Below are 25,227 nucleotides of genomic sequence, written 5' to 3' on the forward strand. Positions count from 1 at the left end.
CGCCGCGATCGAACCCAGGGACCGCCGGCGGCCCGAGAAAGTCCCTGGCTTCAGTCGGGATGGCCGTCGGTGCCTCGTGACTGAAACGACGTATCTCGCAATTGGGGAGTTCTCTACAGAACAAAAACGCCGCGCTGAGAGGCGATCTCAGCGCGGCGCTTTTCGGTACGACGGGTCAGACGGTCGCGTCGACCTTCTCGGCGGGGGTCGGCCACGGCACCGGCTTCGGCCGCTGACGCACGATCTGCGGCCACCAGAACCACTTGCCCATGAGGGCGGCGATCGACGGCATCATGAACGACCGGACGACCAGGGTGTCGAACAGCAGGCCCAGGCCGATCGTGGTGCCCACCTGGCCGATGATGCGCAGCTCGCTGATGATCATCGACGACATGGTGAAGGCGAAGACCAGGCCGGCGTTGGTGACCACCGAGCCGGTGCTGCCCATCGCGCGGATGATGCCGGTGTTGAGGCCGGCCTGAATCTCTTCCTTGAAACGGGCGACCAGCAGCAGGTTGTAGTCCGCGCCGACGGCCAACAGGATGATCACCGACATCGGGATCACCATCCAGTGCAGCGGTAGCCCGATGAGGTACTGCCAGATGAGGATCGACATACCCAGCGACGCGCCGAGCGAGATCGCCACCGTCGCCACGATCACCGCCGCCGCCACCACCGCCCGGGTGATGAGCAGCATGATGACGAAAATCAGTGCGAGAGCGGAGATTCCGGCGATCATCAGGTCGTAGTCGGAACCCTCGGCCATGTCACGGAAGGTCGCCGCGCTACCGGCCAGGTAGATCTTCGAGCCCTCCAGGGGAGTGCCCTTGATCGCCTCCTTGGCGGCCAGCTTGATGGCATCGATGTGCGAGATGCCTTCGGGCGTAAGCGGATTGCCCTCGTGCTGCACGATGAACCGCACCGACTTGCCGTCCGGCGAGATGAAGTTCTTCATGCCGCGCTTGAAGTCGGCGCTGTCGAAGGCCTCCGGCGGCAGGTAGAACGAGTCGTCGTTCTTCGACTTGTCGAAGGCCTCACCCATGGCGCTGGAGTTCTTCTGGCCCTCGGCCTGCTGATCCAGCTGCCCCTTCTGGGTGGCGTACATCATCTGCATGTACTTCTTCATGTTCTTCATGGTCTCGATCTGCGGAGGCATGACCGTGACCATCTGCTTCGTCAGCGCGGACATCTTGTCCATGTCCGGAATGACGGACTGGAAGTCATCCGTCATGGTGTCGATGCCGTCGAGGGTGTCGAACACCGACCGCATGGACCAGCAGACCGGGATGTCGTAGCAGTGCGGTTCCCAGTAGAGGTAGTTGCGGATCGGCCGGAAGAAGTCGTCGAAATCGGAGATGTGGTTGCGCAGATCTTCGATGTCGTACAACATGCCGTGCATCTTGCCGACCATGCTGTCCATGACGGTCGACATCTGGACCGTGATGCCCTGCATCTTGGTCATGGTGTCGATGCTCACCTGGATGTCACCGATCTGCTTCTGCATATCGTTCATCATGTCCTGCTGGTACTTCTGGTTCATGACCTGCGTGGTGCTCTGCATGCCCAGCTGGAACGGGATGGTCGAGTGCTCGATCGGCGTGCCCTCGGGCCGTGTGATGGCCTGCACCTGAGCGATACCGGGAACGGCCACAATGGCTTTCGCGATCTTGTTGATCACGAGGAAGTCCGCCGGGTTGCGCAGGTCGTGGTCGGTCTGGACCAGCAGTAGGTCGGGATTCATGCGGGCCGGGGAGAAGTGCCGGGTGGCGGCCGCATAACCCTCGTTGGACGTGAGGTCCGCGGGCATGTACTGGCGGTCGTCGTAGCTCGTCTTGTAGCCGGGGATCGCCACCAGGCCGACCAGCGCCACCGCGATGGTGGCGACGAGGATCGGGCCCGGCCAGCGGGTGATCGCCGCACCGATCTTGCGCCAGCCCCGCACCCGCATCGCGCGCTTGGGTTCGAGCGTCTTGCCCCACTTGGTGACCACGGTGATGAGGGCCGGGCCGAGTGACAGCGCGGCGAACACCACGGTGACCATGCCGATGGCCAGGGGGATGCCCAGCGTCTGGAAGTACGGCAGTCGAGTGAAGTGCAGGCAGTACGTCGCGCCGGCGATCGTCAGACCCGAACCGAGAATGACGTGCGCGGTGCCGTGATACATGTCGTAGTAGGCGTCCTCTTTGGACATGCCCGCGGTGCGCGCTTCCTGATACCGGCCGATCAGGAAGATGGCGTAGTCGGTCGCCGCCGCGATGGCCAGCATCGGCAGCAGGTTGGTGGCGAACGTCGAGAGGCCGATGATCTTGTAGTAGCCGAGCACGGCCACCAGGCCGCGCGCCGCCCCCACCAGCACCATGACGATGAACAGCTCGATCAGCACCGTGATGATCGACCGGTACACCAGCAGCAGCATGATGATGATGACCGCGAACGAGACGGCCTCCATGATCTTCAGGCTGCGGTCACCGGCGACGTTCATGTCGGACGCCTGGGCGGCCGCACCGGTGACGTAGCTCTTGACGCCCGGCGGCGCGGGGACGCTCTTGAGGATCTTGTCGACGGTCTCGACGGACTCGTTGGCGAGCGATTCGCCCTGATTACCGCGCAGGTAGACCTGCACGTAGGCGGACTTGCCGTCGGCGCTCTGCGAGCCCGACGCGGTCAGCGGGTCGCTCCAGAAATCCTGGACGTGCTCGACGTGCGCGGTGTCGGCCTGGAGCTTGGCGACGATCTGGTCGTAGTACGCGTGGGCGGCGGCGTCCAGCGGCTGCTCGCCCTCGAGCACCACCATGGCCGAGCTGTCGGAGTCGAATTCCTTGAAGTCGGAACCGATCTGCTTCATGGCGATCATCGACGGCGCGTCGTGCGGCGACATGGAGACCGAGCGCATCTTGCCGACCTCGTCGAGCGGCGGGACGATCGTGCTCAGCACCACGACGATGCCGATCCAGGCCAGGATGACCGGGACGGCGAGCGTGCGGATGACCCGCGGGATCAGCGGCCGGTGCGGTGCCTGCCCGGCCTTGGGAAACGAGTCGGTCGGGGTATCGAGGCTGTGGTTGCTCATGCGGATTTCACCAGGCAGAAGGTCTGGGCGTGCACGCCCGTGGAGGTGCGGGTGTCTTTGAGTTCGTCGTCGACGTGGACGGTGCAGGTGATGGAGTCACCGTCGCCCTGGGCGACGATGTTCGGCGACGCTGCCGGTGCGGTGGTGGACAGGGTGAGCTTCCAGGGCAGGGGCGCGTGGTCGATGCGCTGGGGCTTGGCGTCCAGGTCGAGGTAGTTGATGTCGGCGTAGCTGCCGGTGCCGGTGATCTCGTAGGTGACGACCTTGGGTTTGAACGGTTTGGCATCGTCGGCGAAGTTGCGTGGGGTGACGATGACGGGGTTCTGGCCGAAGTAGGTGCGTACGCGCTGCACGGTGAAGCCGGCGACGAGGGCCACGGCGAGGATGAGCAACGGGATCCACGCCTTCTTGAGCGCATTGCCGATCACGCTGCGATCTCCTTGGTCACGCTGACCTCCCCGTCCTTGTTGCTCGACATGCCTTGGCGGACCGTGTGAGCTGGGGCGTTGCGCACCGCTTGTGCGGCACCTCCAGCTGTGTCACATTTCAATCTGCCGATCGGCAGACTCAGCGTATCCACCACGGTAAACTTAGACAAGTTAAGCGAATCAATTGATGCAGGTCGGTGCCCACATCGGGGTTTCCCGTGTGACGCAGGTGACGTCGCCGCAACAGCGGTGACCGCCGCTACACGACGACCGGTTCGGGTCGGCGTTGAACAGGGAGCGAGGATTGGCCAAATCGGTGGGGCCACGCGGATCGGCGCGGGCACGGGTGATCGAAGCCGCCCTGGCGTTGTTTGCGGACCACGGCGTGAACGGCACATCGTTGCAGATGATCGCCGATCACCTCGGGGTCAGCAAGGCTTCCGTGTACTACCAGTTCCACTCGAAGGACGACATCGTGCTTGCCGTGATCCGGCCGGTATTCGCCGAACTCGATCAACTGGCCACGGCGATCGAGGCCGCGGAGAGCGCGGCGGCACGGCAGGAAGCCGCGATCACGGGTTTCGTCGAGCTCGCGGTCCGGCACCGGCGCGTGACGGCCGTCTTCTATCGCGACCCGGCCATCGACACCCTGGTCAAAACCCACGAGGAGTGCAGCGCCATCAACCAGCGCCTGCGCAAGGTGCTGGGCATGGACAGCGCGGATACCGAGACCCGGGTGACCATGTCGCTGGTCACCTCGGGCGTCTACGGCAGTGCGATGGATCCCGACTTGCAGGACATCCCCGACGACGAACTCCACCGCATCTTGTTGCAGTCCGCGCGGCGGCTGCTTGCGGTGGAGGAGCGGGACGCTATTCGGCGATGAAGACCGGGATCAGCCGGTCGGTCTTGGTCTGGTACTCGGCGTAGGGCGGGTAGGCCTCGACGGCCCGGTCCCACCATTCCTGCCGTTCCTCACCCTCGAGCTCACGTGTCGTCAGCTCGTAGACCTTGTCGCCGTCCTGCGCGGTGATCTGCGGGTGGGCCTTGACGTTGTGGTACCACGACGGGTGCTCGGGGGCGCCGCCCTTGGATGCCACGAGGGCGTAGCGGCCGTTGTGCTCGACGCGCATCAACGGCACGAGACGCTTCTTGCCGGACTTGGCTCCGGTGGTGGTGAACAGGACCACCGGCCGATCGAGGATCTGCACACCATCGGTGGTGCCCTGCGCGAGAATCTGTTCGGTCTGCTTGCGCACCCAGTCGGTGGGGCTCAGTTCATGTTCGGTCACGTCGATTCCCAACGGATTGAGGAAGCCGGGTTATTCCGGTCACGACCGATTCTTCCCGGTCGGCGGGCATCGGGGGAGTCCTCGGCGGAAATCCCGTGGGCGCCCGCGAAAGTCGCCGCGTCCGGAGACCTGGGCCAGGACCTAGTTGACGAATCGCTGGGCGCGAGCGGGTGCCGACGAGGTGGCGCGCGCCTGCCGGTAGCCGACCAACCCTCCGGCGGCGGTGAGCGTGATGATGCCGGCGAACCCCGGGACGGCGACCGCCGCCACCTCACTGAGGCCGGCGGCCCGCAGGTAGTCCGGATAACCCGGCCGGAAGTCCTTCGACGCGACGAGGTGCGACTCGGCGGCGAAGACGCTCCGGGGCTGGACCGGCGGGACCGGCTTGTCGGTGGTGCCCGGAGCGCCCGGCGAGATGTCGCGTGGCAACGAATCAGTGCTTGCGGCAAAGGTTTTCGGCAGCTGGGACGAGCTCTGCGGGAAGGACCGGCTGTCCGGTGGCAACTGGATGGCGGGCATGCCCGGCGTGTATTGCAGGAACGGCAGGTTGGACGCGGCCGTCGCCAACTCGCGGACGGTGGTCTCGATGGGGTTGATCAGGGCGTCGGCGAAGACGGGTAGTGCCGCGAGACCCGGAATCGGGACCGCGTCGACGACCGTCGGGATGGTGGTCTTGACGAGGTCGAGTGCGGTCAACGGAACCTGGGCCGCGGCCAGCGGCAGCTGCGCCAGCGGGGGCTTGGACTCGGTCGCGGGGCCGGTGTCCTGGCTGTTCTTCGTCGGTTCCGGAGTCAGAGCCGCCGACGGCTGCGGTGCCCCGGTGTTTGCCGGCGCCGGCGCGGAGAACGTCGACGAGCCGCCGGGGGTGAGCAGCGGAGCGTTCTGACCGGGCTTGGGCTTGACGCCCGGCACGAGGCCCGTCAGCGGTGCACCGCCGATGACGCTGGTCGGGTGCTGGATGATGCGGGTGAACTGGCCGACCATGCCGCCCAAGGTGGTTTGCAGGTTCGGTGACGAGCTGCCGCCGGTCGTGGAGCCGGTGGTGGTCGACGATCCCGTGGTCGTGGAGCCGGTAGTGGTGCTGCCACCGGTCGTCGACGAGGTGTCCGAGCCGGTGGTGGTGCCGCCGGTGGTCGTGCCCGTCGTGGTGCCTGTGGTGCCCGTGGTGCCGCCGGTGGTCGAGCCGCCCGAGGTCCCTGTGCTGGAGCTGCCGCTGTCGGTGTCGGCCAATGCCACGACGGCTGCGGGGCCCAGCGCCAGCAAACCCGCTGTTACGAGGCTGGAGGCGGCGAGCAGCCGCGCGTGGGGCATCACGCGGAGATCACCTCCCCTTTTCTGACCAAAGTGCAGTATGTCACACGCGTCTGACCATTACCTATGAACAAAGTAAGGCCTACTCCGGCGTCAATTGATGCGGGGTTTTCTCGACGTCCGACGGCGGGTCGAGTTGGTGATGACAGGGCTCGAAACGGCCGATCTTCGGCCAGGTATTGACGCCACATTCAATTTGTGTCAAAAGGTGCAAATGGGGCGAATGTGACTACTGGTGTTATTGAGTTGAAGCTCCCGTAAGAAAAGGAGACAGAATTTCAGCCCGGTCTCAGAGATCAAGGTAGCGAAACGCATAGGGTTCGAACGGTTATCGGTCCGTGTTGTTTTTGTGACTTTTGTAGCCCACCGTTACCGAAGTGAAACCAGTGCCCAGTGTGGCGCCGAGCACTCAGGAACAGGGAGCGTGCTGATGACCGCAACTACTGAAGTGACGTACCGCAGACGACCGGTGGCCGCCCGCCCGGGCCGGCCGAAGACCGGAAGGACCCAGGTCGGCTCGGTGGATGTCATCGCGACGTCCGCCGCGGTGCTGCGACCTGTCGTGGTGGCCGGCGCCATCGTGGCCGCCGCCCTCATGTGGGGACCGCGCGCGCAGGCCGACGTCGTCCATGACGCGCTCAATGATGTCGGCATCGGCAACAACGGACCCGTCAGCAACGCGATCGCCGAGGTGGGTGCCTCGATCTGCCCGCTGCTGGTGCAGCCGGGTAGTCAGATGGCCAGCACGGCAACCCAGATGAGCGGCAACGGCGGCATCGCCCCGCCGCTGGCCGGGTTCGCCACGCAGGTCGCGATCCAGACTCAGTGCCCCGCATTCATGACGGCGCTCGCCAACGGCAACATCCCGGCCCTGATGAACGGCGGCCTGCCGGTGACGCCGCCGGGGCTGCCCTCTGTGCCGTCGGTCGGCCTGCCGAACCTGTCGGGCGCGACGGCTGCGGTTCCGGGCACGCTGGGCGCGGCGACGACCCCGGTGTCGAGCGTCGTGGGCGCGGCGACGGCCCCGCTGCCGGGCACCTTGGGGGCCGCGACGGCACCACTGCCGGGCACGCTGGGCGCTGTTACGGCACCCCTGCCGGGCACGCTGGGGGCCGCGACGGCTCCGGTCTCCGGTGCGCTCGGTGCGGCGACCGCCCCGGTGGCTTCGGCGCCGGGCCTCACCGCCCCGGCGGTAACGGTGCCCACACCGGGTCTGCTGGCTCCCGCGACGCAGGCGCCGCTGCAGCTGGCGTCCTCGCCGGTCGTTCCGGCGATACCCGGCTACTGATTCTGATCCCGCCTACGGGAACGCATTGAGGGCTGTGGCTTCGAAAAGCCACAGCCCTCAATGTTGTTGCGCTAGTTGTCAGCTGTCGTGGCTGCTGCTGCTGCTCGACGCGTGCGACGCGCTGCCGCCCTCGGGGGCGCGGTGCTTGCCGCCGGTCGAACCCGCGGGAACGGAGACCGAACCGCTCGCGCCCTCGGGAGCGCTGTGCTTGCCGCCCTTCGCGGACTTGTCGGTCTTCTTGGACTTGCCCGAGGTGGCCTTCGCGGACTTGTCGTCGGTCGACTTGTCGGCGCCCTTGGTCTCGGTGTCCTTGGCGCCCGAGTCCTTGGCATCGGTGGTCTTGGTCTCGGTGCCCTTGGTGTCGGTCGACTTGGTGTCGGCGCCCTTGGTCTCGGCCTTCTCGTCGGTCTTGCCGGCGGTCTTGCTGGTGTCCTTGGCGTCCGTCTGGCTGTCCGTGGGGGCGCCGGCGGTTTCCGTCGTCTTACCGGTGTCGGTGCCCGTGGGCGTCGTGCCCGGTGTGCCGGATTCGGGCGACGTCGCACCGGTGGCCTTCGGCGTCTCCGCCTCGGCGGCGGCGGGCTTGGCCGTCAGCGACAGCGTCTGGGTGGTCGGCAGCGTCGTGGTCGAGGCCAGCGTCTTCAGCGACGTGGTGGCGGCCAACGGCGTTGCGGCCAACGGGAATCCGGACAGGATGGCGCCCGGCAGCGCCTGCAGTCCGGCGATGAGGGCACCCGGCAAGGCGCTGATCCCCTTGATGATGGTGGCCGGCAGCGTGCTGAGGTTCTGCAACGCGGCGATCGCGGTGTTGATCGCGGTGGTGATGAGCACCGGGATCTTCGCGGTCGTGCCGTTGAAGAAGGTGGCGTTGATCGCGTTGATGCCCTTGATGATGGCGTTCGGCGCCGCGATCAGGGTGTTGACGATCGGCAGGAGCGTCTGGTTGTAGATCGCCTTGTTGATGGTGTTCAGGCCGGTGATGATCGCGTTCGGGCCCTGGATCAACTGCGCGACGAACGGCCCGACGGTCTGGTTGTAGATCGCGGCGTTGAGCGTGTTGATGGCCTTGATGAACTCATTCGGGCCGGCGATGAGGTTGTTCAGGAACGTCTGGTATGCCGTGAACGGCAGCGAGATCAGCTGGAGCAGATCGGCCGGGAAGGCGGTCAGGTAGTACTTCTCCGCGTAGGTGGACACGTGGGACACGGTGGCCACAGCGGAATGTGCCGCCTGCAGGGAGTGCGGCGCGGGCAACGGTGCCGCGGCTCCTACCGAGGCGACGACGCACACCGAGCACATTCCGGCAACGAGAGACGAAGGCAGTGCGTTGTGCCGAACAGCGATTTGCATGATGGACCCCGGATTCAGTGAGGCAGAGCGGAATTAGGCGGTCTGAAAGTAGCGGAAAGACGGAGGTGCCTCTAGCCGAGCAAAAACCCCCATCGGCCGCCTGACCAGGCAATACGTGCACTATTTCCCTGCCCGGGTAAATAAATCAAGCTGAAGTTTTCCAAGAATTCATCCAGGCCCGGCCGCTGTGACGGCCACATCATTTGCCGGCGGTGCGGTGTGGGCGCTCGCCGAACCGGTCACGGTGTGATGTGGTGGTGACGATGTCCGACTTCAGATTCCGTGCCGGGGGGCTGGCTGCCGCGACGCTGACGGGTGCGGTGTTGGCGCTGGCCGGAAGCCCGTTGGTGGTGGCCGAGCCCGCGACGGACGCCCAGGGGTTCCTCGACTCGACGGCGCGCTGCCCGACGGGCGATACCGCGGTCGCGTTCGGCAGTACCGCATCGTCACGGGTCGCCGTCTGCAGGAGCGCCGGCGGAGAGTACCAATATCGCGGCGTCCGGATCAGCGACGGCGCGAAGCTGATCGTCGCCGCGAGCGCGGACGGCCGCGGCGGCTACACCGCGACGAGCGATGGCATCACCTATACCGTCAGCGCGAAATCACTTGATATCAGCGCGGGTTCGCAGTCCATCCGGTCCGAGCCCATGACCTTTTTCCGCAGCGGCGGGCCCCTGCCCGGAGCCGCGGCCGCCACGCCTGCGCCGGCTGCGCCACCGGTGGGTGCGCCGCCCACACCGGTCACCGGAGCTCCCGCGCCCGTACCGACCACGCCGTTGCCGCCGCCGTTGCCGGCGGAGGTCGGCGGTTCCCGCGCGGGCGGGCACTGACAGCAGGCCTCAGGCCGTCCGGGTGTCCCCGGGCTTGGCGGGGTGAATACCGCAGCTGCACGCGCTGATCGATGGACAGGTGCACTGCATGCCCCATTCGACGACCGCGCGCGCGAGGTGCAGTTCGGCGATCTTGGCGTCGATCTCGGCAAGCTTGGTCTCCGCGAGCGCGCGGCTGGCCGGGCGCCCGGGCGCGTCGTCGGCGAACAGCAGCTGGATCTCATCGAGAGAGAACCCCGCCGTCTTGCACACCCGGATGACGTTGAGGCGATCGATGACGGTGTCGTCGTAGCGGCGCTGCCCCCCGGCGCGTGCCGGCGCCGGGATGAGGCCGATCTGTTCGTAGTAGCGCAGCGTCGTCGCGGCGACGTCGGTGCGCGCCGACACTTCGCCGATGGTGAACGTGGCCATGACACTCCTGGTTCGGCCTTGACTTGAAGCCAACTCTAAGTCGTTGACTGTCCGTATGGCTACCAACACACAGCGATCAGACATCAGTGAATTGGGCAGGACCCGCTACGCAATGCTCCGGAGCTATCGGCGCGACGGCGAGCCGGTCGATACGCCGATCTGGTTCGCCGTCGAGCAGGATTCGATCGTGTTCCGGACCAAGCGCGGTCCGAAAACCGCACGGCTGCGCGCACATCCGCAAGTCGAACTGACGGCGTGCGACTACCGCGGCCGAAAGCGCAGCGGCGCAACCGTATTCACCGGCACGGCGACGATCCTCGAGGATGGGGCCGCGGCCGAGGCCAACCGGGTGTTGCACCGGCGCTACGGGTGGCAGTGGAATCTGGTGCCGCTGATCAGGATTCCGGGAGTGACCCAGGTGCACGCCGGGCTGCCGTGGCGGGAAAAGTGGCAGAAGGCGCGGAACCGCGGTGTCTGGGACGACAGCGCGATCGTGCGCATCGACTTCAGCGCCTGACGTTCGATCCTGTGCCCAGACAGGAATCAAGACTGACAAAAAGCACGGTGCCGACACCAGATTGGTGTCGGCACCGTGTTGGAGGTCGAAGCGGTCAGAAGGCCGGCGTCGCCATCTGCGTCTTACGACGGTGGTGGAGCAGGGCACTCAGCCAGCGGAGATCGATCAACATGTTCAGTTCCTGTCTTACGCGGACTTCTTGGTGAGGAACGGCAGCAACCGGCGACGCTCGTACATGCTGTCCGAGAAGTGGTGCAGCGCTTCCGAGACGGAGGTTGCGGTCGGGAAGGCGGACTCTGCGCCGCAGGCCAGCAGTGCGGTCGAAACCGGCTGGGATGCGATGAGAGACCACTCGTTGCCTGCTGCGATGCAGCTGTCGTTGACCTTGTCGAGCAGTTCGACGCAGGACACTGCGAACGAGGTGACCCCGCTCAGGTCCAGGATGAACGGCTTCTCTGGGAGTACGCAGCGCCGTGCCTGCGCTGCAACCAGGTCCACATCGGTTTCGTCGATGACTCCGGTGACGGTGAGCACCGTCGCCAGTTGACGGCACTGGGCGCGCACCTCGGCGTCGCCGCAGGCGACCGCCGGATTGCCATAGCGGAAAGCGGCAGACGTTGTTGCGTCGCCGGTGGCCTTGCCTGTCACTACAGCCATGTGATGCCTCCCTTCGATGTTGCCGGACGCCCGACAGCTGTGTCGTTTCTCCGGCTCGAGATCGAAGTTATGTGGCCAAGTTAAGGTACCGGGGAGTAAGTCCTAAATCATCGCTAAGAAGTGTGATTGCTCCAGCTAGCAAACATGATCTCAGCGGGGTAACGGTCACGGACGGCGCATCTGATGGCCGTGGTACCCGACCCACGGCGAATAGTCGGCGATGAGAGGCTCCTGCGGCGGCCGCAATTCCTCCGGCACGTGCTGCAAATTGATCCTGATGCGGTACCAGATCGAGCTGGGGCCGCGCATGCCGTCGACCAGAACATCTATGGCTTCCAGCGCAGATGCCGCTTCCGGATGCTTCGCCCGCCATTCGTCGAGCGCGGCCATCGCCTCGTCGCGCGTCTTTGTCCGGGCCACCTCGATGAGCGGCATCTGCGACGCCCGGCGTCCGTCGGCCGACGCGCCACCCCCGGATTTCTCGGTTTTGGGCATCGGACCCAGTTCTTCGGCCAGCGCCAGCAACCCCTCCAGGCCGCCGGCAGCGTCGTCCATCCCGGCCCAGGGGTCACCGAATTGCGCGTACCGGCCGGGCACCGTCGCCACGGTGAACTCCTCGGGACGGCAGCCCGGAACCTCGTCCCAGAACAGCGGTGTCGAGACGCGGGCGTCGGGCCGCGACCGCACCGAGTAGGCCGACGCCACCGTCCGGTCCTTGGCGTTCTGGTTGAAGTCGACGAACACGCCCTGGCGTTCCTCTTTCCACCAGCGACTGGTCGCCAGGTCGGGCACCCGTCGCTCCACCTCACGGGCCACGGTCTGGGCCGCCAACCGCACCTGCTTGTACGGCCAGTTCCGCTCGATCCGGGCGTAGATGTGGAAGCCCCGCGAGCCGGACGTCTTGGGCCAGGCCGTCAGCCCGTAGTCGGTGAGCACGTCGCGGACGACAGCTGCGACGTCGAGGATCTGCGGCCACTCGACACCCGGCATCGGATCGAGATCGACGCGCAGCTCGTCGGGGTGTTCCAGGTCGTCGGCCCGGACCGGGTGGGGATTGAAGTCGATGCAGCCCAGGCCGACGGCCCACACCAGCCCGGCGGCCTCGTCGATGACGGCTTCCTTCGCGGAGGTGCCCGACGCGTATTTCAGCTCGGCGACGTCGATCCAGTCCGGCCGCTTCTCCGGTGCCCGCTTCTGAAAGATCGCTTCCTGGGCAATGCCTTTCACGAACCGCTTCAGGATCATGGGCCGCCGGGCCACGCCGCGCAGCGCGCCGTCGGCGACGGCGAGGTAGTAGTTGACCAGGTCGAGCTTGGTCACGCCCGGTTCGGGAAAGATCACCTTGCCGGGGTTGCTCACGACAACCTCGCGCCCACCCACCTCGAGGGACCGCGAGTCACCCATGAAGTCATCGTAATTGGCCCGAGAATTGGGGCTGGAGTTCTGGCCGCGTTACCCGCGGTGTCACCTATGGTTGGCTCATGGCGAAGCTGACCGACCTCCCGTCACAGGTGGCAAACAAGGTTCAGGAAACTTTGGAAAAATTGGGCGGCAAATCGGTCACCAAATTGGCTGACCGCGGCGCCGCCGAATTGCACTACGCCAAGAAGATGTTCGAGGCGGGCGCGCTCAAACTCGAGTCGCCACAGCACATCGCGGCGATGCTGGCCGACATCGCCCGCTGGGGTGAGATCGGCATGGTCCCGGCGCTCAACGCGCGTCGTACCCCGCACCGCACCGCCGTCATCGACGACGACGGCGACATCACCTTCCAGGAGTTCGACGACGCCGTGAACGCCACGGCCAACGCGTTGCGGGCCAAGGGGGTTCAGGCCGGGGAAGGCGTGGCGATCCTGGCCCGCAACCACCGGTGGTTCCTGATCTCGGTATACGGCGCGGCGCGGGTGGGCGCGCGCATCATCCTGATGAACACCGAATTCTCGGGTCCACAGATCAAAGAGGTCTCTGAGCGCGAGGGCGCGCAGCTCATCATCTACGACGACGAATACGCCGGCGCCGTCGCGCTGTCCGAGCCGCCCCTGGGCAAGCTGCGGGCACTGGGGCACAACCCGGACAAGCCGGAACCGTCGGGCAGCATCGACGAATCCCTGGCCGAGGTCATCGCCCGGACCAGCAGCCTGGCGCCGCCGAAGGCGGCCAAATCGGCGTCCATCATCATCTTGACCAGCGGCACCACGGGAACTCCCAAGGGCGCCAACCGAAGTGCCCCGCCGTCGCTCGCCCCGGTGGGTGGCGTGCTGTCGTCAGTGCCGTTCAAATCCGGTGAGGTGACCAGCCTGCCCGCGCCGATGTTCCACGCGCTCGGGTACCTGCACTCGACCATCGCCATGCTGCTCGGCAGCACGCTGGTGCTGCGGCGCCGGTTCAAGCCGGCCACCGTGCTCGCCGACATCGAGCGGCACCGGGTCACCGCCATGGTGGTGGTGCCGGTGATGTTGTCGCGCATTCTGGACGAGCTGGACAAGACGTCACCGAAGCCGAACCTGTCGAGCCTGCGCATCGTCTTCGTGTCGGGTTCACAGTTGGGATCCGAACTGGCGACGCGGGCGCTCAAGGATCTGGGCCCGGTGATCTACAACCTGTACGGGTCGACCGAGATCTCGTTCGCCACCATCGCGCGGCCGCAGGACCTGTCGATCAACCCGGCGACGGTCGGCCCGGTGGTCAAGGGCGTCCGCGTGAAGATTTTCGACGACAACGGCAAGGAACTGCCGCAGGGCAGCGTCGGGCGCATCTTCGTCGGCACCACATTCCCGTTCGAGGGGTACACCGGCGGCGGTGGCAAGGAGATCATCGACGGGATGCTGTCGTCGGGCGACGTCGGCTATTTCGACGAGCGGGGATTGCTGTATGTCAGTGGCCGTGACGACGAGATGATCGTGTCGGGCGGCGAGAACGTCTTCCCTGCCGAGGTCGAGGACCTGATCAGCGGGCATCCCGAGGTGGTGGAGGCGACCGCGATCGGCGTCGACGACAAGGACTTCGGCGCGCGGCTGCGGGCCTTCGTCGTCAAGACCGAGGGGGCGACGGTCAGCGAGGACGACATCAAGTCCTACGTCCGAGATCACCTGGCGCGCTACAAGGTTCCGCGTGAGGTCGTCTTCCTCGACGAGCTGCCGCGTAACCCCACGGGCAAGATCCTCAAGCGCGCGCTACGGGAGATGGACCTCTAGTACCCGTTGACGTACCAGGACAGGCAGGCCGGCCTGCCGCGGCACGCGATGATGGCGCCCGCGTCGGGAGCGGCGCCGCGCACCCTGGGCGTATTGCGATCGGGCAGGTTGCAGTTCACGACGTAGGGGTTCCACGGGACGATGCCGTTGACGCACGGCTCGCCGGTCGCCTGCAGCGTGACGGTCGGGCTGCGCAGCGCCGTCGGCAGGATCGTGAACGCGATCGCAACGGCTGCTATGAAGACCGGCCGCAGTATGCGCGACGCGCGTGTGGCCGGCTCTGTTGTGGTCATGACCATCACCACCAAACATGTTTCCGCCTACGTCAACGGTACACCTGGCCGACCAGCCGCGGACAATAGGGAAAACCCCCATTTCTGCACTGAAATGAGGGTTTCCCGTCCGTTGGTGGCGGCGGTTACGGGTCGCGCGGCAGGCCCAGCAGCCGCTCGGCGATGATGTTCAACTGCACCTCGGAGGTGCCGCCGTAGATTGTCGTCGCGCGGCCGGCCAACAGGTATTCGTCCCACCGGCCGGAGGGCTGTTGCGGGTCACCGACAACCGCGTCGCTGCCGAATGACGCCACCCCGAATTCGGCATAACCCTGGCCGGTCTTCATCGAGAGCAGCTTGGAGATCGCGGCCGCCGGCATCGGATCGCCACCGGCGAGGGTCAGCAGCGTCGAGCGCATGTTGAGCAACTTCGCGGCGTGGCCCTCGGCGATGAGCTTGCCGGCTTCGTGGCGCTGCAGTTCGTCGAATTCGCCGTCCCGCAGGAACTCCACTAATTGATCGAGGCTGGCCAGGAACGGCGGCTCGCTGCTGCCGATCGACACCCGTTCGTTGGTCAGGGTGTTGCGGCTGACCTCCCAGCCGCGGTTCACCTCGCCGAGCACCATGTCGTCGGGCACGAAGACGTCGTCGATGAAGACGGTGTTGAACATCGCGTTGCCGGTGAGCTCGCGCAGCGGTTTCACCTCGACGCCGGGGCTCTTCATGTCGAGCAGGAAATACGTGATGCCTTGATGTTTCGGCGCGTTGGGGTCGGTCCGGGCCAGGAGCGCACCCCACGCGGAGAACTGGGCTCCCGTCGTCCAGATCTTCTGGCCGGTGATGCGCCAGCCGCCGTCGACCTTGACGGCCTTGGTGGTCAGGCTGGCGAGGTCGCTGCCGGCACCGGGCTCGGAGAACAGCTGGCACCAGATCATGTCGCCGCGGAACGTCGGCGGCAGGAAGTCCTGCTGCTGCTTGTGGGTGCCGAACGCGACGATCGACGGGATGATCCACGCCGCGATGCCCATCTGTGGCCTGCGCACCTTTCCGGTGCTGAACTCCTGAGCGATGATGATCTGCTCGATCGGCTCTGCGGCCCGGCCCCAGGGCGTCGGCAGGTGCGGCTGCACCCAGCCGCCTTCGGCGATCGCGGCGTTGCGCTCCGGTCCGCTCGGAAGTGCTTTCAGCGCAGCCACTTCCGCCCGGATCTCGGCGCGCAGCTTCTCGGTGTCCGGGTCCAGGTCGATGTCGATGGACCGCATGCCGGAGGTCGTGGCGAGGTCCACGACCTGGCGCGGGTGGTCCGCGGCCCGGCCGAATCCGGCGACCAGCGCGATGGCGTGCCGGTAGTACACGTTGGTGTCGTGTTCCCAGGTGAAGCCGATGCCGCCGTGCACCTGGATGCAGTCCTGCGCACAGTGCTGCGCGGCGACGGGCGCCAGGGTCGCGGCCACCGCGGCGGCGAACAGGTAGTCGGATTCGGCGTCACCGGACGCGTGCTCGTCGAGCGCGCGGGCGGCATCCCAGACGGCGCCCGTGGCCCGCTCGGTCTCGGCAATCATGTTGGCGCACTTGTGCTTGATGGCCTGGAACTGACCGATGGGGCGGCCGAACTGCTTGCGGATCTTGGCGTACGCGGCGGCGGTGTCGGTGGCCCACCGCGCGACGCCGACACATGCGGCCGACAGCAGCGTCGTGATCAGGGCCCGGGCGTGCGACTGGTCCAGGCCGGTGAGGATGCGGTCGGCGGCGACCGGTACGGCGTCGGCGCGGACGTGGGCGACGGGGTGCAGCGGGTCGACGCTCTGGACTGGGTCGATCTGCAGGCTCGCGGTGTCGAGGGCCACCCACCGGCCGTCGACGGGCACCACCAGGAGCTCGGCTTGCGCGGCCGCGGGGACGGCGCGGATCTCACCGCTGACGACGAGTCCGTCGCCCTGGGTGGTGGCGGTCAGGCCCGAGTTCAAGGCGTACGCGGCGATGATCTCGCCGGAGGCCAGGCCGGGCAGCAGGGCCGACTTGGGGTCGTGCGCGGCGATCAGCGCACTGGCGATGGCCGACGGGACGAACGGGCCGGGGACGGCGCCGTAGCCGAACTCGGCCAGGGTGATCGCGAGTTCGAGGATGCCGAAGCCTTGTCCGCCAACGGCTTCCGACAGGTGCAGGCCCTGCAGGCCTTGGTCGGCGGCCGCGGCCCAATACGGCGGCGGGTTGCTGATCGGGGTCTCGAGGGCCTCGTGCAAGACCTCGGACGGCGCGACCCGCGCCACCAGGGATCGGACCGAATCGGCCAGATCGTTGTGCTCGGACGTGATCGCGATGGGCATCGTTGCCTCCTGTGACCGGCTGTGGGCTGTGCAGGGCGCACCCAACCAAATAACTGGTCGGTTGGTTCCGAGAGTAACCCACTTGACGGGTGTTTAGAGGTTCACTTCGTTCACTACGTTGGCCAGCTGCTGTCCAGCGGCGAGTCGCTCGCAGTTACCGACCGCTTCGGCCAGGTAGCGGTGCATGGTGTCGGCGGTGTACCACGTGGTGTGCGGGCTGACGACGACGTTGTCGAGCTTGAGCAGTGGATTGGCGGCGTCGACGGGCTCGGTGGCGAAGACGTCGAGGCCCGCGGCCTGCAGGGGCCCGTGCTGTAGTGCGGAGACCAGCGCGGGTTCGTCGATGACGGCGCCGCGTGAGGTGTTGACCAGGACCGCACCCGGTTTCATCCGCGACAGCGCCGCGGCGTCGAGCAGTCCTTCGGTGTGTTCGGTGAGCGGCAGGTGTAGCGAGACGACATCGCTGACGGCCAGCAGGTCGGGGAGCGTCCGCCAGCCGGGGTGGCCCTGTGCGCCACGGGTATTGGTGTGCACGACGGTCGCGCCCATGGCGGTGAGGATGGTCTCGACTCGTTTGGCGATGTTGCCGTACCCGATCAGGCCGACGGTGCAGCTGCCGAGATCCCGCACCGTCTCGCCGAGCGTCGGGTCGGTGGGCCAGCCGGCGCCGGCGCGCGTGGCGCGGTCGAGTTCCGGTAGCCGGCGCAGGGCGGCCAGCATCAGCATGACGGTGCCCTCGGCGACCGACGGCGCGTTGGCGCCGGGCATGTTGGCCACGGCAATGCCGAGGCGCGTCGCGGCATCGACATCGATGGTGTTGACGCCCGCGCCCATCTTGTGGACCAGCTTGAGGCGCCGGCCCCGTTCCAGATCGTCGGCGCTGACCGGCCGCAGGACATGCCACAGCACATCGGCCTCCGGCAGTTCCCGGTAGAACGTCGCGTCGTCGTCCGCGGCGCAGAACCGCACATCGACCAGATCGCCGAGCGGGGCCAGGAATTCGGTAACGCGCGGGCCGGGCGTGAAGTGCGCCAGTACCCGGATGGCCGGATTCACCGCCACCGCTTGGCGATCCATTTGGCGATGAGATCGGCCTGTTCGCTGCGGGCGCCCGGGGTCGTGAAGTAGTGGTCGGAGTCGATGGCGTGCAGCGTCTTGTCCGTGGACGCCAGGGCGTCGAAGATGCGTTGCGCGTCAGAGGGATACACGCCGGAATCCTGCTCGGCGTTGATCACCAGCGCGGGGTTGTCGATGAGGGCCAGGTGCGGTTCGGCCCGGGTCTGCGCGTGACGCAGGCTCCACATCGTCAGCCAGCTGCGCAGCGTGCAGGCGGCGGCGATGCCGTTGGCCGAGCGGTTGGCCTGGACGGGGGTGCCCGCATAGCACTGATTGGCCGGGCGTTTGGTGGGTTCGAGCGTGGGGTCGATCATGCGCAGGTCGGCCCAGGTCCGCATGACCGTGAAGGGGCGGTCGCGGAAGCCCGCGGCGCGGACACGCGCGTACTCGGCTTCCACCCAGTCGGTGATCGCGTGGTTTCGGGCGACCTGCGCGTCGCGGTAGCGCTGAACGAATTCCGGGGAGAAGGGCGGGCCGTTGTGCTCGGCGAACGGGTCGAGATCGGGATCGGTTGCCAGCGCGTCGGTTTCGTCGGTCACCGAACCGTCCATCCAATTGGTGAGCACGTCCGGTCGGCCCGGGTGTGCCGCGCTGGAGATGTAGCCGTCGGCCGGCGGCAGGTCGTAGACGCCCGCGGCCGGGCGCATCCCGTCCAGTGGGGTGATGTGCGGTGACAGCGCCTGGGCCTGATAGGCGGCCATGAGCGATCCGCCGCCTGAATTGCCAAGCAGAACAACGGTTTCCACGCCGGCCACCTCGCGTAGCCAGCGCACCCCGACCCCGATGTCCACGAGCGCGTGATCGAGCAGGAAGCTGGATTCGTAGCCGCGGAATCGGGTGTTCCAGCCGAGGAACCCGATACCGCGGGTTGCCATGTAGTCGGCGAGGTAGTGCTCGGCGAAGTCGATCTGGTAGTGCGTGGCGATCATCGCCACCTTGGGCTTGCGGCCCATGCCCCGGTAGTAGATGCCCTGGCACGGGTGGCCACCGGACCCGGCGCGCAGCGCGGTGGGCGAGTCCATTCCGATGAATTCTCGGGTGACTCCCGCGGCGGACGAACTTCCGGGTCTGTTCATGTACGCGGATTCCCCTCGTGGTAGATGGTCCGGTAGAAGATGTTGGCCAGGGTGGTGACGCAGGCGTCGTCGTCTGCGGTGGTGGCGCCGTCGCCTGACAATTGGGTATAGCAGAACTGGTTCAGCATCGATACCAATGCCACGGCAACGAGCCGTGGATTGTCGTCCGGGCAGAAGCCTTGCTGCTGAGCGTGTTTGACCATCGACACGATCAGGGAGATCGGTAGCTCGCAGATTTCGGACCAATACTGCGCGAAATCCTCGTTGATCATTGCCAGCTGGGAAATGGCGATGACCTCGGCAAGCCGGTGCCGGTAGGTCTCCCAGTGCGCGGCGGCGGCCTGGTGGGAGCGTTCCCAGTTGGTCAGTTCGGCGCTGATGGCCGGCAGGGCCCGCTCGCGGGCTTCGTCGCGGAAGCGCTGTGCCCATTCATGGACCATCGCCTCCTTGGAGTCGTAGTAGTTGTAGAACGACGCGGTGGAGCGGCCGGCCTCGGCCGCGATGTCCGAAATGGTGGTCGCCAGAATGCCTTTGCGGGCAATGACGGCGCGCGCGGCGCTGTCGATCGCCGCCTGCGTCTGGCGGCCCCGCACGGTGGGGAGCTGCTCGCGGGGCGCGACGGTCACGGTGGCGTCCTTCCGAAGAGTCATTGATCAAACCTGAACCTGATGTTAGATTCAGATTAGGTGATTGACCAGACCCTGTCGTCAGGAGTGGCACGATGATCAAGCCCGACAACCGCAACGCTGAATTCGAGCTGGGCGGCATCAACCATGTCGCCCTCGTCTGCGCGGACATGGCGCGGACCGTCGACTTCTACTCGGGCGTGCTCGGCATGCCGTTGGTCAAGTCACTGGATCTGCCGGGCGGCATGGGGCAGCACTTCTTCTTCGACGCCGGTAACGGCGACTGCGTGGCGTTCTTCTGGTTCGCGCAGGCGCCCGACGGGGAGCCCGGCATCTCGCAGCCGGCGGCGCTGCCCGGCCTCGGCGAGTTCGTGAGTGCCGTCGGCTCGTTGAACCACTTGGCCTTTCATGTGCCCGCGGAGAAGTTCGACGAGTACCGCAAGCGGCTGAAGGAAAAGGGCGTGCGGGTCGGCCCGGTACTCAACCACGACGAGAGCCCCATGCAGGCGTCGGCCACGGTGCATCCCGGTGTGTACGTGCGGTCGTTCTACTTCCAGGACCCGGACGGCATCACGCTGGAATTCGCCTGCTGGACCAAGGAATTCACCGAGGCCGATACGGTGACCGAGCCGCGGACAGCGGCCGACCGGAGGCCGGCGGTGGCTCCGGCCTGACTCTGATGACCGGACGCCTGCTGTCGGCCGAGGAATGCGATCGGCTCTGGCAGGCCTGGACACCGACGGAAGTCGCCGAACGGCTCTCGGGCACCTCGGCCCGCTGGTATGTCGCCGCGGGTTGGGCGCTGGACCTGTTCGTCGGTGGGCTGGGACGTGCCCACGACGATCTCGAAATCGGAGTTCCGCGTGACCAATTCGCCGGGCTCGTCGGCGCGTTTCCGGGCTTCGAATGGGATGTCGTCGGCGGCGGTCGTGTCTGGCCGTTCCCCGAAGAAGCGGACACCATGCACCAGACCTGGCTGCGTGACCCGGCGACCGGGTACTACCGCCTCGACGTTTTCCGGGAGCCGCACGTCGGCGACCGGTGGGTGTGCCGCCGCGACGCTTCGATCACCATGCCGTACGACGAGCTGATTCTTCATACCGACACCGGCATCCCGTATCTGATCCCCGAGGTCGTGCTCCTGTTCAAGGCGAAAGCGCAACGCACCAAAGATCAAGCAGACTTTCTGCGCGCACTCCCGATGATGGATCGGTCCCGGCGATCCCGGCTGTCCGGTTGGCTGTCGCAGGTGCATCCGGATCATCCCTGGCTGGAAGTGCTCTCGAACACTGCACCTTGATCTCAACCATGGTTGAGCTTGCAGGCTGGGTGCATGCCTACTTGGATTTGCGACGGATGTGGAGTCGAGCACGCCGACACCGACACGCGGCCGCCCGAGAACAGTTGTGTTTTCACGGTCGAGGTCGTTCCCATCGAGGAATGCGGCCACTTGCCACCACATGGCACCTGGACGACTCTGGAACGTCTTGCCGCGCAGCCACATCAGACCGAATACGTCGACCATGGCCGGGGAGTGCACAGCCTGCGCAGGGCACCCCGGTTCGCGATCGGGCACCGGTCATATCTGGTGCAGACTGCTGCCGGCAACATGTTGTGGGATGCGCCGAGCTACCTGGACGATTCGATCGTCGGTCTGGTGAATGCGCTCGGCGGGGTCGCGGTGATCGCGTCGAGCCATCCCCATATGTTCGGCGCCCAGCTGTCCTGGAGCAAGGCGTTCGGCGGCGCCCCGGTCTACGTGAATGCCCGTGACCAGGAATGGGTTCCGGTCGCCGATCCGGTCATCGAATACTGGGACAGCGAGATCGAGCCGCTGCCGGGACTTCGGCTGGTGCACGTGGGTGGTCACATGCGGGGCAGTGCCGTGGCGGTGTGCCCGGACGGCACGCTGCTCGTCGGGGACACCATCTCGGGCGCCCTGGCCAAAGACTGGGTGTCGTTCCAGCGCATGTACCCCAAGCACTTGCCGCTGTCGGCGGCAGTGGTTCGGCGTATCGTCGACCGCCTTGATGCCTACGAATACGACCGGCTCTACACCCTGGGTGGCGACGAGATCGACCACGACGCCAAGGACATCGTGCACCGCTCCGCCGACGCTCATATCCGCCATGTCAGCGGTGAATTCGACCACCTGACCTGACGTCACGGCGCAGGCGCGGCTACTTCGTCGCCTCGACGAAGTAACCGCGCGGCACGTCGGGTACGTCCATCGGTACCGCGGGGGCGAACCAGCGTCCCCACTCATTGCCCGGCACAGCCACATCGGTGACGACGGCCGACCAGCCGTGGCGCTCCGCGAGCTCACCCGGTTGATCGGTCCCGAACAGCCACGGCGCGCCGTTGCGGGCCATCGACTGGCGTACCGCCGCGAGCAGCTGTGCGTCGAGCAGCGTCTTGCCGACGACGTCGTACAGCAGCACCGAACCGGCCGCGGACAGCGCGTCGACGCGTTCGAAGAGTGTGCCGACGGCGGCCGCGTCGAGGTACTGCAGTAGGCCTTCGATCAACCACACCGTCGGCTGCCGGTCATCGAAGCCATTGGACCGCAAGGCATCTGTCCAGTCGCCGGTGAGATCGACGCCGACGGCAACCCGGGTGCACGACGGTTCTTCGCCTGCCAGCGCCGCGGCCTTGGCGGCAATCACATCGGGCTGGTCCAGTTCGTAGACGGTCGTGGCGCCGGGCCAGGAAAGCCGGAACGCGCGGGCGTCCATGCCCGCGGCGAGAATGACGACCTGGCGGACAGACTGCGTGGCGCGCAGCAGGGCCTCGTCCCAGAATCGGGTGCGCACCACGATCTGCCGCGTCGGGCGGTCCCCGGCTTCGGCGACGGCCTCGGCGAGCAGTCGGCGGCCCGTCTCACCGGCCAGGCGTTCGGCGAACGGATCGGTGAAAAGGCGGTCGGGCCGGCGGGATTCGTCGGCGCGGATGGCGGCGACCAGAAGGCCGGTGTTCGCGACGGCCTGTGCTCCTTCGTGCATGCCTCCATGCTGCCGGTCAGCCGAGCCCTGCGCTTGGATATTTTTGCCGCCTCCGCGACTATCCCGTCAGCCCGACGTGACTCGGCAGCGCGCTGCGCCGCTGGGTGTACTGCGTCGGCGTGACCGAGGTGAACCCGCGGAATTCGCGCACGAAGTGGGGTTGATCGAAGTACCCGAGAGTGGCCGCGACGCCGGCGCCGTCGCCGCTGCCGGCATCGAGCAGGCGCAGGGCGGCCTGGAGCCGCCGCACGCGCAGATAGGCCTTCGGGGTGAGCCCGATCTCGTTGCGGAATGTCGCGATCAGGCGTTTGGGGGAGAGGCCGGTCAGTTCGGCCGCTTCGGAAACCCGAAGCGACGGTTGGTGTTCGGCGGTGTGCAGGACGGGCATCAGCGTGTGGGATACCGGCCGCAACCGGGCGAGGAGGAAGGCTTCCACGATCTCGATGCGCCGCGGCCAGCCCGGTGTCTCGATCAGTTGCTCACGCAGCCGGGTGGCGGCGGCGCCCCAGAGGTCGGTCAGGTTGACGCAGGAATTCTCCAAGTCCGCCAACGGGATTCCGAAGAACGGCAGCGCGCCGCCGGGCCGGAAATGAATGGTCAGTACCGCTTCGCCGGGATCGATCCGGGTGACGTACGACAGCGTGCCCGGGCCGGTGAGGAATGACGGCTCGACCGGCATTCGCGTGGCGCCGTCGGCGGAGAAGAAGTCGACGCGATCTCGGCCGCCGACATCGATCACCACGGTCGCCGCGCCGCGCGGCAGTGCCCGGCTCCGATCAGCGGTGACGCCGCCGTGCGCCCAGTACCCGAAGAAGTCGATGTGCTGGCTCAGCGGCGGCCGAGGCCGGTGCAGCTGGGGGCCGTTCACCGGCGGACGGCCCGCTTGCCGAGCGTGTCCAGCAGCAGCGCCAGATGGTCGATCAATTCGTCTGGAGTGAAGGTGATTTCGCCCGACAGCCAGGCGCTCAGCGTCTGGGCGACGCCCCCGACCGCGAAATGAGTGCTGGCCCGGCGCCGGTCTCCGGCGGGCAGCTGAAGGGCGTCGCCGGCGTGCTGGCCGAGCAGCATGGCGAAGAAGACCGTCGACTCGTTGCGCTTGCGGGCCACCACCTCGTTGGACAGCTGGGCGCTGAACAGCAGGCGGCCGACCCGGGGATCGTCGGCGATGGCGTGCACGATGTTGGCCATACCGGCGCGGCTCTGCTCGTCGGGCGGCGCCGCGGCGACCGCCGCCTGCGTCGTGGTGGCGAGCTCGGCGATCACATGGTCGAACACCGCCTCGACGAAAACGTCTTTGTCGGAGAAGCTTTCGTAGAAGTACCGCATCGCCACGCCCGCTCCGGCGCAGATGGTCCGGACAGTTAGCTCCGGTGCCGGTGGCGCGGCGCCCAAAATCTCCAGTCCGGCGTCGATCAGCCGGGCCCGTCGTTGGGCCAGGCGTTCTGCCGCGTCGATCCCGCGGTACGGCCGTACCTGAGGCACCCCGCCATCTTGACACCTGCACCGTGCCGCGGGCAATATCAGGAATCAATCGTTCTCACTTTTGCGAGGAGTGACCAATGACGGTCGATCTGGTCGAGATGCCGGTCAACGCTTGCGCGCCGGGCCGTCGGGTCCGCCGGAATGTCCAGTACGCCGACGGATTGGTCGGTGCGGCGCTGCTGGCGGGCCCGGCCAACGTGATCATGCAGCTGGCGCGGCCGGGCGTCGGCTATGGCGTCGTCGAGAGCCGCGTGGAGAGCGGCCGGACCGACCTGCATCCGATCAAGCGCGCCCGCACGACGTTCACGTACCTCGCGGTCGCGATCCTGGGATCCGACGAACAGAAGGCGGCGTACCGCAGCGCGGTCAACACGGCGCACCGGCAGGTGTACTCGACCCCGGACAGCCCGGTGAAGTACAGCGCGATGGACAAGAACCTGCAGCTGTGGGTGGCGGCGTGTCTGTTCAAGGGCGCGCTCGACGTCTATCGCATGGTGGTCGGTGAGTTGGACGACGAGACCGCCGAGGAGTTCTACCGCCAGGGCATGACGATGGGCACCACACTGCAGGTGACGCCGGAGATGTGGCCGGCCGACCGGGCCGCCTTCGACAAGTACTGGCAGGAGTCGCTGGACCAGGTGCACATCGACGACACGGTGCGCGAGTACCTGTATCCGATCGCCGCGGTGCGGATGAAGGGGCTGCAACTCCCCGGTCCGCTGCAGCGCTGGTTCGAGTCGTTCTCCCTGCTGCTCACCACGGGCTTCCTGCCGCAACGTTTCCGCGACGAGATGCGGTTGCCGTGGGATGCCAAGCGGCAGAAGCGTTTCAACTCGGTGATGAAAATCGTGAAGGCGGTCAACGGGGTCCTGCCCGGGCCGCTGCGGCGGTTCCCGTTCAACTGGATGCTGCGCGATCTGGACTGGCGCCTCCGCACGGGCCGCCCGCTGGTCTGAGTCTCGTCTCGGTCGCCGTCCATGT

The 25,227-nt window shown here is 66.7% G+C and carries 25 protein-coding genes; 9 read left to right on the plus strand and 16 right to left on the minus strand.

Translation table 11 applies throughout. The features are described 5' to 3' along the window. Positions 1-175: 175 nt before the first annotated feature. Both ACZ5IQ_RS01445 and ACZ5IQ_RS01450 read right to left on the minus strand, forming a co-directional pair. On the minus strand, positions 176-3,070 hold the full coding sequence (locus tag ACZ5IQ_RS01445) for an MMPL/RND family transporter (protein ID WP_133425867.1): 2,895 nt from the start codon (positions 3,068-3,070) through the stop codon (positions 176-178). Continuing rightward, positions 3,067-3,498 (minus strand): MmpS family transport accessory protein, encoded by a 432-nt coding sequence (locus tag ACZ5IQ_RS01450; protein WP_133425868.1) that lies wholly within the window; start codon positions 3,496-3,498, stop codon positions 3,067-3,069. The genes ACZ5IQ_RS01445 and ACZ5IQ_RS01450 overlap by 4 nt, the downstream gene beginning before the upstream one ends. Before the next feature lie 304 nt (positions 3,499-3,802). On the opposite strand from ACZ5IQ_RS01450, the gene ACZ5IQ_RS01455 reads away from it, so the two are divergent. Continuing rightward, positions 3,803-4,384 (plus strand): TetR/AcrR family transcriptional regulator, encoded by a 582-nt coding sequence (locus tag ACZ5IQ_RS01455; protein WP_166427985.1) that lies wholly within the window; start codon positions 3,803-3,805, stop codon positions 4,382-4,384. Here ACZ5IQ_RS01455 and ACZ5IQ_RS01460 read toward each other — a convergent pair. Together ACZ5IQ_RS01460 and ACZ5IQ_RS01465 are read right to left on the minus strand one after the other, a co-directional pair. After that, positions 4,371-4,790: a nitroreductase family deazaflavin-dependent oxidoreductase gene (locus ACZ5IQ_RS01460; RefSeq protein WP_133425869.1), complete on the minus strand. Its 420-nt coding sequence runs from the start codon at positions 4,788-4,790 to the stop codon at positions 4,371-4,373. The two genes, ACZ5IQ_RS01455 and ACZ5IQ_RS01460, sit on opposite strands and share 14 nt — an antisense overlap. Positions 4,791-4,931: 141 nt before the next feature. After that, a complete protein-coding gene (locus ACZ5IQ_RS01465; protein ID WP_212808014.1) occupies positions 4,932-6,104 on the minus strand; it encodes a hypothetical protein in 1,173 nt (390 codons plus the stop codon). 427 nt (positions 6,105-6,531) lie between these two features. Between ACZ5IQ_RS01465 and ACZ5IQ_RS01470 the strand changes: the two genes are divergently transcribed. After that, a complete protein-coding gene (locus ACZ5IQ_RS01470) occupies positions 6,532-7,389 on the plus strand; it encodes a DUF732 domain-containing protein (protein ID WP_212808015.1) in 858 nt (285 codons plus the stop codon). Positions 7,390-7,467: 78 nt separating this feature from the next. Here ACZ5IQ_RS01470 and ACZ5IQ_RS01475 read toward each other — a convergent pair whose 3' ends face one another. Further along, complete coding sequence (locus ACZ5IQ_RS01475; protein ID WP_406804005.1) at positions 7,468-8,736, minus strand: hypothetical protein; 1,269 nt, start codon at positions 8,734-8,736, stop codon at positions 7,468-7,470. A gap of 263 nt (positions 8,737-8,999) precedes the next feature. On the opposite strand from ACZ5IQ_RS01475, the gene ACZ5IQ_RS01480 reads away from it, so the two are divergent. Beyond that, complete coding sequence (locus ACZ5IQ_RS01480) at positions 9,000-9,566, plus strand: hypothetical protein (RefSeq protein ID WP_244872705.1); 567 nt, start codon at positions 9,000-9,002, stop codon at positions 9,564-9,566. Positions 9,567-9,575: 9 nt separating this feature from the next. Here the strand turns inward: ACZ5IQ_RS01480 and ACZ5IQ_RS01485 are convergent, their stop codons facing one another. Continuing rightward, positions 9,576-9,977, minus strand: coding sequence for a MerR family transcriptional regulator (locus ACZ5IQ_RS01485; RefSeq protein WP_133425877.1), 402 nt, complete (start codon positions 9,975-9,977; stop codon positions 9,576-9,578). Between the two features lie 55 nt (positions 9,978-10,032). Here ACZ5IQ_RS01485 and ACZ5IQ_RS01490 point away from each other — a divergent pair, with 55 nt between their 5' ends. Then, entirely contained in the window at positions 10,033-10,494 is a 462-nt protein-coding gene (locus ACZ5IQ_RS01490) for a PPOX class F420-dependent oxidoreductase (protein ID WP_212808018.1), read from the plus strand. A 186-nt stretch (positions 10,495-10,680) separates the two neighbouring features. On the opposite strand, the gene ACZ5IQ_RS01495 is transcribed toward ACZ5IQ_RS01490, so the two are convergent. Both ACZ5IQ_RS01495 and ligD read right to left on the minus strand, forming a co-directional pair. Further along, complete coding sequence (locus tag ACZ5IQ_RS01495; RefSeq protein ID WP_073694664.1) at positions 10,681-11,151, minus strand: STAS domain-containing protein; 471 nt, start codon at positions 11,149-11,151, stop codon at positions 10,681-10,683. A 165-nt stretch (positions 11,152-11,316) separates the two neighbouring features. Beyond that, positions 11,317-12,555 carry a non-homologous end-joining DNA ligase gene (ligD, locus tag ACZ5IQ_RS01500; RefSeq protein WP_212808019.1) on the minus strand — a complete coding sequence of 413 codons (1,239 nt, stop codon included), beginning with the start codon at positions 12,553-12,555 and terminating at the stop codon, positions 11,317-11,319. A 77-nt stretch (positions 12,556-12,632) separates the two neighbouring features. Here ligD and fadD2 point away from each other — a divergent pair, with 77 nt between their 5' ends. Continuing rightward, the gene (gene fadD2 / locus ACZ5IQ_RS01505; protein ID WP_464480694.1) at positions 12,633-14,345 is read left to right on the plus strand and encodes a long-chain-fatty-acid--CoA ligase FadD2; all 1,713 of its coding nucleotides are present in this window, start codon (positions 12,633-12,635) and stop codon (positions 14,343-14,345) included. Here the strand turns inward: fadD2 and ACZ5IQ_RS01510 are convergent. From ACZ5IQ_RS01510 to ACZ5IQ_RS01530, 5 genes are all read right to left on the minus strand, one after another. Continuing rightward, a complete protein-coding gene (locus ACZ5IQ_RS01510) occupies positions 14,342-14,638 on the minus strand; it encodes a hypothetical protein (RefSeq protein ID WP_371824506.1) in 297 nt (98 codons plus the stop codon). The genes fadD2 and ACZ5IQ_RS01510 overlap by 4 nt on opposite strands. Positions 14,639-14,763: 125 nt before the next feature. Continuing rightward, positions 14,764-16,944: an acyl-CoA dehydrogenase gene (locus ACZ5IQ_RS01515; RefSeq protein WP_212808022.1), complete on the minus strand. Its 2,181-nt coding sequence runs from the start codon at positions 16,942-16,944 to the stop codon at positions 14,764-14,766. A 93-nt stretch (positions 16,945-17,037) separates the two neighbouring features. Further along, positions 17,038-18,021, minus strand: a complete 984-nt coding sequence (locus ACZ5IQ_RS01520) for a 2-hydroxyacid dehydrogenase (protein WP_212808023.1) — start codon at positions 18,019-18,021, stop codon at positions 17,038-17,040. After that, the gene (locus tag ACZ5IQ_RS01525) at positions 17,997-19,136 is read right to left on the minus strand and encodes an alpha/beta hydrolase (protein ID WP_212808024.1); all 1,140 of its coding nucleotides are present in this window, start codon (positions 19,134-19,136) and stop codon (positions 17,997-17,999) included. The genes ACZ5IQ_RS01520 and ACZ5IQ_RS01525 overlap by 25 nt, the downstream gene beginning before the upstream one ends. Further along, on the minus strand, positions 19,133-19,762 hold the full coding sequence (locus ACZ5IQ_RS01530; RefSeq protein WP_212814446.1) for a TetR/AcrR family transcriptional regulator: 630 nt from the start codon (positions 19,760-19,762) through the stop codon (positions 19,133-19,135). Before ACZ5IQ_RS01530 ends, ACZ5IQ_RS01525 begins: the two co-directional genes overlap by 4 nt. A gap of 95 nt (positions 19,763-19,857) precedes the next feature. On the opposite strand from ACZ5IQ_RS01530, the gene ACZ5IQ_RS01535 reads away from it, so the two are divergent. From ACZ5IQ_RS01535 to ACZ5IQ_RS01545, 3 genes are read left to right on the plus strand one after another with little or no spacing between them, the layout of a single operon-like run. Further along, positions 19,858-20,436, plus strand: coding sequence for a VOC family protein (locus ACZ5IQ_RS01535; RefSeq protein WP_133425883.1), 579 nt, complete (start codon positions 19,858-19,860; stop codon positions 20,434-20,436). 5 nt (positions 20,437-20,441) lie between these two features. Beyond that, positions 20,442-21,062, plus strand: a complete 621-nt coding sequence (locus tag ACZ5IQ_RS01540; protein WP_212808025.1) for a hypothetical protein — start codon at positions 20,442-20,444, stop codon at positions 21,060-21,062. Positions 21,063-21,095: 33 nt separating this feature from the next. After that, positions 21,096-21,923, plus strand: coding sequence for an MBL fold metallo-hydrolase (locus ACZ5IQ_RS01545; protein WP_212808026.1), 828 nt, complete (start codon positions 21,096-21,098; stop codon positions 21,921-21,923). A 19-nt stretch (positions 21,924-21,942) separates the two neighbouring features. Here ACZ5IQ_RS01545 and ACZ5IQ_RS01550 read toward each other — a convergent pair whose 3' ends face one another. Genes ACZ5IQ_RS01550 through ACZ5IQ_RS01560 form a run of 3 tightly spaced genes read right to left on the minus strand, consistent with a single transcriptional unit; the run spans position 21,943 to position 24,246 of the window. Next, positions 21,943-22,764, minus strand: coding sequence for an SAM-dependent methyltransferase (locus ACZ5IQ_RS01550; RefSeq protein WP_406775406.1), 822 nt, complete (start codon positions 22,762-22,764; stop codon positions 21,943-21,945). 58 nt (positions 22,765-22,822) lie between these two features. Next, complete coding sequence (locus ACZ5IQ_RS01555; protein ID WP_406775405.1) at positions 22,823-23,632, minus strand: helix-turn-helix domain-containing protein; 810 nt, start codon at positions 23,630-23,632, stop codon at positions 22,823-22,825. Then, entirely contained in the window at positions 23,629-24,246 is a 618-nt protein-coding gene (locus tag ACZ5IQ_RS01560) for a TetR/AcrR family transcriptional regulator (protein ID WP_226520446.1), read from the minus strand. The genes ACZ5IQ_RS01555 and ACZ5IQ_RS01560 overlap by 4 nt, the downstream gene beginning before the upstream one ends. A 77-nt stretch (positions 24,247-24,323) precedes the next feature. Between ACZ5IQ_RS01560 and ACZ5IQ_RS01565 the strand changes: the two genes are divergently transcribed. Then, positions 24,324-25,202: an oxygenase MpaB family protein gene (locus tag ACZ5IQ_RS01565; protein ID WP_133425888.1), complete on the plus strand. Its 879-nt coding sequence runs from the start codon at positions 24,324-24,326 to the stop codon at positions 25,200-25,202. The last annotated feature ends 25 nt before the right edge of the window (positions 25,203-25,227 follow it).

It is taken from the genome of Mycobacterium toneyamaense (assembly GCF_055384815.1).